This is a genomic window from Sphingobacterium sp. E70 (assembly GCF_019285695.1).
Taxonomy (GTDB): Bacteria; Bacteroidota; Bacteroidia; order Sphingobacteriales; family Sphingobacteriaceae; genus Sphingobacterium; species Sphingobacterium detergens.
Genome location: NZ_CP079104.1, coordinates 1875569 through 1888768 on the forward strand (window position 1 = coordinate 1875569; position 13200 = coordinate 1888768).

Here is a 13200-nt window from a genome sequence, read left to right on the forward strand (position 1 = left end):
ATCTACTATTTCTATATTTGCATCAATGGTTTGTTCAGCCGAAAAAGAAAAAAATAAGCTGGAAATAATTCACCTTTAAAACATCACATTTTGAATCCTACAGTCGATATCATCTACGCCTACTTTCCGAAATTAACGGATATACAGAAAGAACAGTTTGCCAAACTTGCAGACCTCTACACTTTATGGAATAGCCAGATCAATGTAATTTCACGTAAGGACATCGATAGTCTATACCTTCATCATGTATTACATTCATTGGGTATTGCCAAATTTGTGCAGGAGTTAGCTCCAGGAACGCAGGTTTTAGACGTCGGAACTGGCGGTGGTTTTCCAGGTATTCCCATGGCGATCCTGTTTCCAGAAGTTAAGTTTCATTTGGTGGATTCGATCGGAAAAAAATCAAAGTAGTTCGTGAGGTTGCAGCAGCATTAGGACTTAAAAATGTAGAAGCCGATCATATTCGTGCCGAACAATTAGACGACAAATACGACTTCGTTATTTCACGGGCTGTAACCAGACTCGGAGATTTTACACCTTGGATCCGAAACAAATTTGCAAAAAAGACAAAAACGGAATTCCAAACGGGATCCTCTACCTCAAAGGTGGCGATCTAAGTGAAGAAATCAAAGAATCCAAATTAAAAGCTGAATTGCACCCACTCTCGAGTTACTTTAAGGAAGACTTCTTCGATACAAAATATTTGGTATACGTACCGATGTAGTTAAAGTTTTGCATTATCCATAGGAAACTGAAGTCGCCTATGGATAATGTCTACAGAATCTAGATAATATGTTAAGCACTTATGTATATAAGCGATCTTCTCATACCGATCATGCTCACGGAACCACTTTATAGCGGGTTCATAATATATTCTAAATTTGCGCAACGAATCTCCTGACAACTTACTGTATTCCTTCGTCAGCGGATACCATTCTTCCCGAATCAGATCCTGTTGGTATTCCTTTTCAAACTGTCGCTGAAGCTTTCTCGCATTCCGCCCTTTTCGACTTAACTTATTATAAAGCTTATTAATACTAAGCCCTACCCCACCTTTCTTGGGCAAGTTAACCATCTCCTTGCTATCCCCTAAGGCGTAAATGGATTTATAGCTTTCTTTTTTTTCGTTAAGCTTGTCCTCTGCCAGGCTATTTTTACGCTTAACCTGGATTGTATCTAATCGGAGTGTATCCTTTCCATTTTTCTTTTTACGGTATCCTGCAAAACGAATTCAATAGGTTGAGCAAAAACCGGCCGATCAGAAGCCAAATAAACACAAAAAGCGATTAAAAACAGGAAACAAATACGTGCCATATCTATAATTGATTACCCGAAGATAATCAACAGGAAATAAGGCCGAAATGACTTTAACGATCTTTAACTTATACGACTTATTGCCCCAGTTCTTTTTGATCTCCTCACCGATCAGGTTAACCTCTTCGTCCATGCCGAACATTGGCAACTCAGTTTCAGGATTCAGTTTCAACCAAGTGGTATCTGTATCCTTAATAATTTTCACATATTCCGTTCCATCTTTAAAGACAACATAGGTATCTTCCTCTTCCGGAAAAATAGAATAAATCACATCACCTAACTCGATATCAAAAGGTTCTTTCATTTCCATGCTAAAAATATTGTTAATCAAGCAAAGCTACCAAATACAGTACATTTTTTCCAAACAGGACCTCAATTTCTTCCCCATAAAAGAAAGTTCACATATTATTATTATCCCAACTGCAATAAGACAAATGAGCAATCCTGCTCAAAAAATCATCAGCCAGCGGCGATGATATGAAAGGTGCGGTACAGAAACTATGCACGACCTACCATCTCGTCGGTACAACAAAACCCAAGGGATGTCATGATCCAGCCTATTTCTGTAATGCTTTCATCTAATTAAAGATATTGTTAAAAACAACCTTCAAAACGAATTGCTTATTCTAATGAAAAGTCATACAAGATTTACAATTTTTCACTATATTTAAAGTACCCAATTATGAAACTAATCTATCCCATAGCTTTGACTAAGATCAAGGGCATTGGCCCTAGAACAGCCCGTAGTATCATAGCCCATAGTGATAGCTTAGCTGATTTCTTTTCTTATTCAAAAAAGATCTGATGCAAATCCCCGGAGTACGGGAATCAATTGCAGACGCAATACGCAACAAAACATACCTCGAAGCCTGTGAAAAAGAACTGGCTTTTATTGATAAACATCGTATCAAAGCCTTATGGATCGAAGATAAGGACTACCCCGATCGACTCAAACAATGTGATGATGCTCCCCTCATGTTATATTACAAGGGACATGCCGCACTCAACTCAACAAAAGTGATCAGTATCGTTGGGACGCGGCATGCAACACATTATGGGCAGCAGCTATGCGAAGACTTTATGCAGGGCTTAAATGAAAATCAGGATCTACTGATTGTCAGTGGTCTCGCATATGGCATTGATGCATTGGCACATCGCAACGCCCTAAAGAAGAATCTACCAACGGTTGCTGTGCTCGGACATGGATTAGATCGGATATACCCTGCCTCGCACCGTGAGCTAGCATCAAAGATGCTCGAACACGGTGGCCTATTGACCGAATTTACATCCGAAACCATACCTGAGCGGGTTAATTTCCCGATGCGTAATCGCATTATCGCTGGAATGGCTGATGTTACGATTGTGGTAGAAGCAGCAATCAAAGGCGGAGCTTTGATTACCGCCGAGATAGCAAACAGCTATAATAGAGATGTATGTGCCTTTCCGGGATCCATTTACGAAAAGAGCAGTGAAGGAACCAACTATCTGATCAAAACAAATCGGGCACATATGATCAGGCATGTTCAGGATCTCGAATATCTGATGAATTGGGAAATCAGTAAAAAAATGAAGCCAACCAACAATTAGCACTTCCTTTTAAGCTGGATAAGGATCAAGAGCGTCTTTTTAACCTCATTCATGCAACAGGACAACTGGAACTTAATCAGATGATCGATCAGCTTCAATGGCCACAGAGTAAATTGGCTTTGGTCTTATTGGAATTGGAAATGCAGTCACTGATCCATTCACTACCGGGAAAAGTCTATAAATCGCATGGACAACCACTCGTGGCAACCAAATAAATTATCTGGAGCTTACACAACAAGATTTTAAATAATACATATAATATTTCTAGAGTAAACAAACATAACACTAAACCAATTATTAATGAACGACAACAGTACAAAGAGCATCTGGAAAGTCATCGGTGCCTCTTCCATGGGGACACTCATTGAATGGTATGATTTTTTTATTTTCGGAAGTCTCTCCATCGTAATCTCAACGAAGTTTTTCCTTCAGACAACCCGACAGCAGCTTTTCTATCTACATTGGCCACTTTTGCCGCTGGATTTGTCGTACGCCCTTTTGGCGCGTTATTTTTGGTCGATTAGGTGATATTATAGGACGCAAATACACCTTTATGGTGACACTGATGCTCATGGGTGGTGCAACATTTTTGATCGGCTGTATCCCAAGCTATGCAAGCATTGGTTTTTGGGCGCCATTAATTGTACTGATCCTGCGTCTTTTACAAGGACTCGCTTTGGGGGTGAATATGGTGGCGCAGCCACTTATGTCGCAGAACATGCACCAGTGGGACAACGCGGTTATTGGACATCCTGGATACAGACAACAGCGACATTTGGTCTATTTATATCCCTTGTAGTGATTCTTTTGACCAAAAACTTTCTGAGTGAAACACAGTTTGACAGTTGGGGATGGCGCGTCCCTTTTCTGCTCTCTCTAGTTATGGTCTACGTATCATATCTCATCCGTAAGAAGATGAAGGAATCACCCGAATTTAGCAAAGCCAAAGCTGAAGGGAAGACAAGTACAAATCCATTAAAAGAGAGCTTCGGAAATCGCTATAACCTCAAGTTTGTGTTATTAGCCCTATTTGGTGCAGCGATGGGACAAGGTGTCGTTTGGTACACCGGTCAATTCTATTCCATGAGTTTCATGAAAACAGTCATGCATCTCCAGTCCGACCAGGCTGATACCATTTTAGGTATTGCACTGCTGCTAGGCACACCTTTCTTTGTCGTCTTTGGATGGCTTAGTGACAAAGTCGGCCGTAAATGGATCATGTTGGGCGGCATGCTCCTTGCCGTGCTGACCTACCGTCCAATCTACGAATCCATGTACCAGCTATCGAATGTTCAACAGAAAACAAAATTAAACGAAACAACAGCATCGGGCACCGAACAAAATTCAGCCATTGTTACCGTCACCAAAAGTCAATATGACGATGGAACAGAAATGACCCGTTCAAAAATACAGCATCAGACAGGAGAGCTTAAAGGAAAAGAAACGATTAAAACAACCACCCATTTGGCCGGTAAAAATTATATCCTACTCATTGCCCTTATATTTATTCAGGTGATCTATATTACGATGGTATATGGACCTATAGCGGCATTTTTGGTCGAACTATTTCCCGTAAAAATCAGATATACGTCTATGTCCTTGCCCTACCACGTCGGTAATGGTATATTCGGAGGGCTCCTACCCGCAGTTTCCACTTACCTCACCACTAATGCTGAAGCTTCCAATACCCCACAATTCTATTTAGCGGGATTAGGATATCCCATCATTATAGCCGCTGTCTGCTTTATCATTGGCAGTCTATATCAACAACAAATCAACACCTCCAAACCATGAATAATCTAAAAAAGCTTCTTGGTATTGTATGGATCCTTTTGGCCATATACACCGCATACTTTTCCATTTTTGAACTGGCATTACCCAAGATTTCAACAGGGCACCAAGAGGATCTGGTCTTTGGTATTATTATACTCTGTATTTTAACGCCGATCATTTCCCTCGGTTTGGGTCTGTTTGGATACTATTCTTTGTTGGGCGAGTATGACAGAAAGAAGATGTAGCGCGTTAAAAAATACTTTATGGCCATCTTAATGGATTATTTATGCCGGCAAGATGGCCCTCCGAACAATTTATTCTAATGAGAATCAGCACCCTAGAATAAAAAGGCATTTTTTCTTTCCTAAAACTATTTTTTTCTACTTTTGTGGCGGGTAAGTCTTCTACGACCAGCTCCCATTGACTCCCCAGGTTGGGAACAAAGCAAGGGTATTTGGTTGAGCGGTGCGATAGGAGTAGCTTACCCTTTTTTGTGCCCAAATTTTTGGTTCAATCCTCCTTCTTAACCTGACTTCAGCCCTTTTTAACAAAACAATTTGCGTTCTAAACTGGTCTATTATTATACATCGGAATATTAACAAGTAAGCTTTTTTGACAAATCTATTGATTTACTGCCATTTACATTCAACACAATTATAATTGTATATAAAAGCATTTTTATCTAAGTTTGTAATCGAATAAGAACTATCGTATGAGTTGGTTTAAAAGAGAAAAAGCTGGTATTAGCACAGCTACCGCTAATAAAAAAGAAGCACCAGATGGCATGTGGAACAAGTGTCCCACTTGTAAAAAGCCGTTGTTGCATCTTGAACAAGTAGAAAACGACTATGTTTGTCAATATTGTGACCATCATTTAAGAATTGGCTCCAAAGAATATTTTTCAATTTTATTTGACAATAACGAATTTACTGAACTATTCCTAATCTAAATTCTGGTGATCCACTGGAATTCTTCGATTCAAAACCATATCCTGAACGCTTAAAAGAAAGTCAAGCAAAAACAGGTCTGAAAGATGCGATACGCTCAGGTCACGGAAAAATGAATGGCAAAGACATCGTGATCGCTTGTATGGACTTTAGCTTCATTGGTGGATCAATGGGATCTGTTGTAGGAGAAAAAATTGCACGTTCGATTGATTACTGTATTGAACATAAAATTCCCTTTATGTTGATCTCAAAATCAGGTGGTGCGCGTATGATGGAAGCTGCATTCTCTTTGATGCAAATGGCAAAAACTTCAGCTAAATTAGCTTTATTGGCGCAAGCAGGACTTCCTTATGTTTGTCTATTGACGGATCCAACAACAGGTGGTGTCACTGCATCCTATGCGATGCTAGGCGATGTAAACATTGCTGAACCGGGCGCATTGATCGGATTTGCTGGCCCTCGTGTTATTAAAGAAACAATCAAAAAGATCTTCCAAAAGGGTTCCAAACATCCGAGTTTGTCCTTGAACATGGATTTTGGACTTTATTGTTGACCGTAGACAATTAAAAGACAAAGTAGCTACTTATCTCAAATTGGTCGGATAAAACGGACAAAAGGAAAGCTAAATATAAAAAAGCTCTTAAAATATATTTTAAGAGCTTTTTTATGCTCTAATTATTTCCAGATCCAAAATATTTATAAGTGATGCCAAAATGCCCAGATCTTCCTCTTTGACAAGTAATCAGGATCATCTTCGTGACGATAAGCTTCTCGCTCAAAAGAAATATGGAGATAGGCCTCATCAAAATCGCGCAAGCGAACAAAACGGATCGCAAATTCACACAAATACCAAAGGTAGAAAAACACAACCCCAATTCCAATGCCTGGCGCAGATGGATGCGCTCATGGCGGATTAAAGCCCTATTATCTTTAAAAAGCCGTATTTTAGAAATATAATAGGAAAGATAGTAATCGCATTAGCTTTACCAAAAGAGAATAAATTTGTCCAAAACTTGCTAACTATAATCATACGATCAATCAAAATAGGCTTCAAACCTATCCAAACTTAACTAATTTAGCCTTCATTTACAATGCAAACCATCCTGTACAAATAGCAACAGCATAGACTCAAGGTCTACAGCCCCTGCAATAAGGCATACAGGAGATGTTCATCACTTTTAAAAATCTGTTTGGAATCAGACAACAATTCGCTATTACCGACTCATTTTCATAGCTCTATTTCCTCCTGAGCTAAAATAAGAGGTCGCAAAATTTCTTTTTGAACTGGAATTTTTATTAAGTTTGCTATAGATTAATTGCGAAGATATGCCGTACAAAGAGCGTGAAATAAATAAATTGTATTATACAATGGGAGAAGTGACAGAGATGTTTGATGTAAATGCATCCCAGATACGTTTTTATGAGCGTGAATTTGATATTCTTCAACCCAAGAAAAATAAAAAGGGCAATCGTCTCTTTACGCAGGAGGATATCGCAAACCTCAAAATCATCTTCAATTTAGTAAAAGAAAAAGGATATACCCTACAAGGTGCAAGAGACTATCTCCGTGACAATAAATCCGAGGCAAAAGAAAATCAACGCGTAGTGGACTCTTTAGAGCGTTTAAAAAGCTTTCTTCTGGAAGTACGTGATTCCTTATAAGCAATCAAAGATACGCTGCCCTACGACTGACTACTGTATCCCAAAGATTGATTACTATCAAGAAAGAACACGAAATAAAACGACTTCTGCTTTTCACTTAAAATCATATATTTATAGTATTGTAATCCATTGTGTAATATAATCTATAAAAAGCAAGCCTATGAAGATCGTTATAAAAAGAATTTACGATCTACCGTCACCCGATGATGGTTATCGTATGCTTATTGACAGGCTTTGGCCACGTGGAATGACCAAAGAAAAGCCAGTTTGTCTGAATGGAATAAAGACCTATCCCCTCCTCAGAGCTCCGTATTTGGTTTCACCAAAACCCAGATCTATGGCATGATTTTGCAAAAAATATAGAGAAGAACTGGACCAGCAGGGCTTTGGAAAAAAATGGCTGGAAGCCCATAGGCAACAAACCGTCACCACATTGCTGTATGCAGCTAACAACAAAATACACACACATGCCACAGTTTTGCAGCAATATCTACAGGACCTTCAATTGACGATGTAATCGATATGCTTACGGATTGCTGCATTGGGCTAACGGCAGCAATTTTTCTGGCAAATAAAATCTGATCTATAGCAGTCTATAAATAGCTCTTTTATTGGCTATCTCTCCTTGAGTTCAATAACTTCTAGGTTATCGATCTTATCTTTATTGATCTCAAAGCGCATGAGTGTTCTTACTTTATGCCAACCATGTTTTCCTGCAGCTCCCGGATTGAGATGAAGACAACTGATTTTCGGGTCAAACACAACTTTAAGAATATGGGAGTGTCCTGTGATAAACAACTTAGGTGGATTTGCTATTAACTCCGCCTTTATCCGTGCTGCATACTTGCCAGGGTAACCACCTATATGGGTCATAAAACCCTCTACCTCCTCACATGTAAACCGCAAATCTTCGGGAAAACGTAACCGCAGATCTCTTCCATCTATGTTTCCATATACCCCACGCAAAGGCTTAAAAGCTTCCAATTGATCTGCTACATTAGCCTCGCCAAAATCCCCTGCATGCCAAATTTCATCACAATCAGCAAAGTATTTGAATACAGATTCATCTAAATAAGAATGTGTATCCGAAAGAAGTCCAATTTTGTCATAGTTTAGAAAGCTAAAAAATAAGGCGCCAAGGCATTTTTGTATGATTCGAGTAAACACCCTTAGATTGATAAATCACAAATTCAGCTTGATCAATCGCTGTGGTTTGCAGACGCCCAAAGGTCACAATCTTCCGAATAACAGGAGCCCCATCAAATGATCTTATCTGAATTTCAGCAGTACAATGCAATCCATGATCAATCGCCAATGCGGTTAGGGTTTCTGCAAGTTGTGTAGGGAGAATCAAAACAAGTTTACCCCGGAAGTTAAATGCAACGACGCGAAGTGCAGCAATTCACGGAAAAAATCCAGATCACTGTGTCGGGCCAATTTCTTCCGCGCATCTGGATTATGCAACGAATCTGTATAAAAGGAGGATTCGATACAATTAGATCATAGTGTTCGCCTGTTTGCAATTGTTGAAATGACTTGGCATGCAATACAAGACGGCTCTGAAAAATCGAATTACTGAAGTTTCTGCTCGCCATCTCCGCGGCCAATGCATCTATTTCTACAGCCTCTATGTGGCTATCTATCAAGCGCTGAGCCAACATGAGAGCAATCACGCCAGTACCGGTACCTACATCCAACACACGCTTTGCACCCTTTGTATCAACCAATGATGCCAGCAATACCCCATCCGTATTGATCTTCATCGCACAATTGGATTGATCAACTTCAAATTGTTTAAATCGAAATATTGACGCCATGAGCCAAAGATAAAACTTTTGGAATGTTTGCTGCAAAATAACGGCGGCATCATACAATTAATTTGTTAATTTAGTCTCTGATAAATCCATAAGCCATGATGATCCGTCAGTTCATTTTTGCAGTATTCCTATTAATCTGTTTCCCTGCGACAAAAGGTACGGGCACAAGAAACATGTGAAAAACACACCGCAGAAATCCTCCCCTTCCTAACAAATTCGCTGAACAGTAACGAATTCGACAAAATCGAACCATTATTAAATACACTACAAGCCAGTTGTGGTGTAACAGAATTTGGCCAACGTTTGCGGATTCTTCTGCTTATTATCGAAAAAGAATAGTTCCGCTGAAATTGAACGTTATATCAACAATCAATTGGATAAGAGATTTGTTCAACGCTTAGATGCAGCCGACCAGGATGACTTTATGGCTCAGTATGAACAAAATAAAGAAAAATACAATTTCTATCCCTTGCGACATCCCTTGGATAATTTAATCAAGATCAGAGCCAAGGCACTTTTATCATCAGACAATTATACCCTCAATAATGATGAAATAGATATTCTTCACCTATTTGCTGACACGGACACTCCGGAAAATGGGCAAGCAGATCAAAATTATTCCCAAAATGTGGAAAGACCTGTTAGCCCTCCTAAAACCTATGGGAACAGAAATAAATCCAAATTAGGTTATGTCCCTTTGGTCGGTGTAATGAGCCCCTTAGGTGGTTCAAATAAGATCTTTGGCAGTAATGTCACCTTCGGGTTTATGTTCATGAGTTCATTGGAACGTAAATTTATCTTCGAGGGCGGTTTCAAAGTACGGATCAATGCAAATGATAGAAATATCGACTATAATTATGAAGGATCCAATGTTACAGTCAATTCTTCCGCAACGGGATTTATAGGTGGTGCTGTTGGATACAAAATTTTTGATAATGAAAATGTATTCTGATTCCCAAGGGGATAATAGGAATAGATATTACAGATACTGGTATTACCGAAAGTATTTATTCAGACGGATATTATGACCCAGACGGTTACTATTATGAAGGAGGCTACAACGATCGCATGGTAACCATTAACAATGTACACTTGGGATTAGGTTTTGCTTCTCTTTTTCAGATGAAGAATAAGAAATATATCGGTATTGAACTTGGTTATCACTATGCACCTTATGACGCGAGCAGCAAGGTCCTGACACCGATACAATCAAATTATGGAAGTGTAGAAGTCTTTTTCAGATTTTAGTCTAAAATAAAATGATCGTACTGTCACGAGACCCACAACAATGAAAATTTACTGAGAGTTCTTTCTGGTCAATAAACCGGACATAGCGAGTTCATTGATACCTTAATGAAAAATACGAATCAATAAAAAAAAGACAATTCGAAAAAAATACCATTCATTTAGCGACAACAATGGTTCTTGCTAAATGAATGGTATTTACTCAAGCGGCTATATCACTCCTTAATTTTTTAACAAACGCTGGATTTCATCCAGTTTCATCAATGCTTCCACAGGAGTCAGTGAGTTAACATCCAGGTTATTCAACATATCGCGGATTTTATTTAAAACAGGATCATCAATAGAGAACATCTGCAATTGGTAAGCCTGTTTCTGAATCTTACGCATACTATCTTTGATCTGCTCCCCACCAGTACGCTCCTGTTCCAATCGTTTTAAAATCTGATTGGCACGGTTCAACAACTTTGGCGGCATCCCCGCCAGCTTGGCAACATGGATACCAAAACTATGTTCAGATCCCCTGGTACCAGTTTACGCAAAAAGATCACTTTATTATTGACCTCCTTTACGGTTACATTATAATTTTTGATACGGTCAAGCGAAGTTGACAGCTCATTCAATTCATGGTAGTGTGTCGCAAAGAGAGTTTTCGCTTTAGCAGCAGGATGATTATGCAAATATTCTGCTATTGCCCAAGCGATTGAAATTCCATCATAAGTACTTGTTCCACGTCCAATTTCGTCCAAAAGGATCAAACTCCGATCAGAAAGATTGTTCATGATACTGGCCGTTTCATTCATCTCCACCATAAATGTAGATTCACCGGAAGAAAGGTTATCTGAGGCCCCTACACGGGTGAATATCTTATCCACTAAGCCTATTTTAGCTTCCTTGGCTGGCACAAAACAACCGATCTGCGCCATCAATACGATCAAACCAGTCTGGCGGAGCAAAGCCGATTTACCGGCCATATTGGGACCAGTAATAATAATAATCTGCTGCGCTTTCGGATCAAGATAAGTATCGTTGGTAATATAGTCCTCCCTATGGGTAGATTTTTTCGATTACAGGATGACGTCCGCCCTTGATATCCAAAATCTTACTATCGCTAATTACCGGTTTAACGTAGTAGTTTTTTCTCGGCGACGATAGCAAAGTTGAGTAAAACATCCAACTTAGCGATAAGTTGAGCATTTAGCTGAATAGGTTTGATATATTCTGCAATCGCAACCAATAGCTCGGCATACAATCTATTTTCCAATGCCTGAATCTTTTCCTCCGCTCCAAGAATCTGCTCCTCATATTCTTTGAGTTCCTCTGTGATATATCGTTCGGCATTCACCAAAGTCTGCTTACGTATCCACGTTGTTGGAACTTTGTCTTTATGCGTATTGGTTACTTCAAGATAATAACCAAAGACATTGTTGAATGCGATTTTTAAAGATGGGATACCCGTCAGTTCAGCTTCCCTTTTTGAATTTCCAGCAAATAGTCCTTACCACCAAAAGAAATCTTACGGAGGCGATCCAATTCAGCATCAACTCCGCAGCGATTACATTACCTTTATTGATTGCAACTGGAGGTTCAGCCTGTATTTGTTGTTCTATTCGTTCACGAATCGCCACGCAGGCGTCCAATTGATCAGAAATTAGGGCCAAAGACTGGGCGTCTTTACGGTCAGTCAATTCCTTCAGTTTTTCAATGGCATACAAGGCGCGTTTCAATTGGACGATCTCTCTAGGATTGGCCTTTTGGAGTCCAATTTTTGATATCAACCGTTCCAGGTCACCAACTTGCTTGATCTGGCCGATCAGGTCGTCACGCAGTTCAGGGTTGTTAAAAAGAAATCCACGACATCCAAACGTTCCTGAATACCCTTTTTATCTTTCAATGGCATGACAATCCAGCGCTTGAGTAGCCGTGCGCCCATTGGACTGGCTGTATGATCGAGGACATCTGATAGCGTAACAGCATTTTCATTCATGGAACCGATCAGTTCCAGGTTACGGATCGTAAATCGATCGAGCCACATAAACCGGTCCTCTTCGATCCGTGAAAGCGTAGAGATATGTTGTAGATTGCGATGCTCCGTCTCATTGAGGTAATGTAGCGCAACCCCAGCAGCAACGATGCCAGCCGGCATCCGGTCCACACCAAAGCCTTTCAGCGAAGCGACTTCAAAGTGCTTTAGCAACGCTTCGGCAGCATAATCTCCGGTATAAGGCCACTCATCCAAAAAATAAGTGTAATAATGTGCCCCGAATTGCTCGATAAAATCCTTGCTCTGTTTCTTCGGCAAAATAATTTCAGTAGGTTTGAAGCCTTGAAGTAATTTATCAATATAAGATGTACTTCCCTGAGCAACCAGAAATTCACCCGTCGAAATATCCAAAAAGCAATTCCGATCTTATCCTTATCCGTAAAAATAGAAGCGAGATAGTTATTCGATTTCTGTTGAACAATATTATCATTGTAAGAGACACCCGGAGTAACCAATTCGGTGACACCACGTTTAACGATTGTCTTGGTCGTTTTGGGATCCTCCAGCTGATCACAGATTGCTACCCGTTGACCTGCACGCACCAATTTAGGGAGATAAGTCTCCAGAGAATGATGCGGAAACCCCGCTAAAGCTGTTTCTGATTCCGAACCATTCCCTCGCTTGGTCAAAACGATACCCAAAATCTGAGCCGCCTTGATCGCATCCTCACCAAATGTCTCGTAAAAATCGCCAACACGGAACAACAATAACGCTCCAGGATACTTGATCTTGATCGCATTATACTGCTGCATTAACGGAGTTACTTTCTTTTCTTTTGCCAACTTCTAAAATCAAATTTGTGAAGCGTAAAAAT

General features: G+C 39.8%; 11 protein-coding genes and 5 pseudogenes. 10 read left to right on the forward strand and 6 right to left on the reverse strand.

All coding sequences use genetic code 11. The features are described 5' to 3' along the window. Window positions 1–90 precede the first annotated feature (90 nt). Window positions 91–724: pseudogene (gene rsmG, locus KUH03_RS13550) on the forward strand (16S rRNA (guanine(527)-N(7))-methyltransferase RsmG). On the opposite strand, the gene KUH03_RS13555 reads toward rsmG, so the two are convergent. Then, window positions 725–1075 (reverse strand): hypothetical protein, encoded by a 351-nt coding sequence (locus tag KUH03_RS13555; RefSeq protein ID WP_257094047.1) that lies wholly within the window; start codon window positions 1073–1075, stop codon window positions 725–727. A 183-nt stretch (window positions 1076–1258) separates the two neighbouring features. Next, window positions 1259–1618: a hypothetical protein gene (locus tag KUH03_RS13560; protein ID WP_257094049.1), complete on the reverse strand. Its 360-nt coding sequence runs from the start codon at window positions 1616–1618 to the stop codon at window positions 1259–1261. Window positions 1619–2118: 500 nt separating this feature from the next. On the opposite strand from KUH03_RS13560, the gene dprA reads away from it, so the two are divergent. The 5 genes and pseudogenes from dprA (at window position 2119) to accD (ending at window position 6226) form a co-directional block, all read left to right on the forward strand. Beyond that, a complete protein-coding gene (gene dprA, locus KUH03_RS13565; protein WP_306429575.1) occupies window positions 2119–2901 on the forward strand; it encodes a DNA-processing protein DprA in 783 nt (260 codons plus the stop codon). Between the two features lie 65 nt (window positions 2902–2966). Beyond that, window positions 2967–3116, forward strand: a complete 150-nt coding sequence (locus KUH03_RS45900; RefSeq protein WP_306429739.1) for a hypothetical protein — start codon at window positions 2967–2969, stop codon at window positions 3114–3116. Between the two features lie 85 nt (window positions 3117–3201). Further along, window positions 3202–4695 (forward strand): annotated as a pseudogene (locus KUH03_RS13570) (MFS transporter). Further along, window positions 4692–4919, forward strand: a complete 228-nt coding sequence (locus tag KUH03_RS13575) for a DUF6814 family protein (RefSeq protein ID WP_104384975.1) — start codon at window positions 4692–4694, stop codon at window positions 4917–4919. The pseudogene KUH03_RS13570 and the gene KUH03_RS13575 overlap by 4 nt, the downstream one beginning before the upstream one ends. 467 nt (window positions 4920–5386) lie before the next feature. Continuing rightward, window positions 5387–6226: pseudogene (gene accD, locus KUH03_RS13580) on the forward strand (acetyl-CoA carboxylase, carboxyltransferase subunit beta). 91 nt (window positions 6227–6317) lie between these two features. Here the strand turns inward: accD and KUH03_RS13585 are convergent. After that, a complete protein-coding gene (locus tag KUH03_RS13585) occupies window positions 6318–6488 on the reverse strand; it encodes a hypothetical protein (RefSeq protein WP_257094051.1) in 171 nt (56 codons plus the stop codon). 459 nt (window positions 6489–6947) lie between these two features. Between KUH03_RS13585 and KUH03_RS13590 the strand changes: the two genes are divergently transcribed. Continuing rightward, window positions 6948–7283 (forward strand): MerR family transcriptional regulator, encoded by a 336-nt coding sequence (locus KUH03_RS13590; protein ID WP_077437903.1) that lies wholly within the window; start codon window positions 6948–6950, stop codon window positions 7281–7283. A 160-nt stretch (window positions 7284–7443) separates the two neighbouring features. Next, window positions 7444–7800: pseudogene (locus tag KUH03_RS48600) on the forward strand (DUF488 domain-containing protein). Window positions 7801–7898: 98 nt separating this feature from the next. Here KUH03_RS48600 and KUH03_RS13595 read toward each other — a convergent pair. Together KUH03_RS13595 and KUH03_RS13600 are read right to left on the reverse strand one after the other, a co-directional pair. Then, window positions 7899–8435, reverse strand: coding sequence for a metallophosphoesterase (locus KUH03_RS13595; protein ID WP_257096951.1), 537 nt, complete (start codon window positions 8433–8435; stop codon window positions 7899–7901). A gap of 221 nt (window positions 8436–8656) precedes the next feature. Continuing rightward, complete coding sequence (locus KUH03_RS13600; protein WP_257094053.1) at window positions 8657–9100, reverse strand: tRNA1(Val) (adenine(37)-N6)-methyltransferase; 444 nt, start codon at window positions 9098–9100, stop codon at window positions 8657–8659. A 373-nt stretch (window positions 9101–9473) separates the two neighbouring features. On the opposite strand from KUH03_RS13600, the gene KUH03_RS13605 reads away from it, so the two are divergent. Both KUH03_RS13605 and KUH03_RS13610 read left to right on the forward strand, forming a co-directional pair. After that, entirely contained in the window at window positions 9474–10052 is a 579-nt protein-coding gene (locus KUH03_RS13605) for a hypothetical protein (protein WP_257094055.1), read from the forward strand. Between the two features lie 116 nt (window positions 10053–10168). Next, window positions 10169–10348 (forward strand): hypothetical protein, encoded by a 180-nt coding sequence (locus tag KUH03_RS13610; protein WP_257094057.1) that lies wholly within the window; start codon window positions 10169–10171, stop codon window positions 10346–10348. Between the two features lie 219 nt (window positions 10349–10567). Here KUH03_RS13610 and mutS read toward each other — a convergent pair. Next, window positions 10568–13168: pseudogene (gene mutS, locus KUH03_RS13615) on the reverse strand (DNA mismatch repair protein MutS). Window positions 13169–13200: the final 32 nt, after the last annotated feature.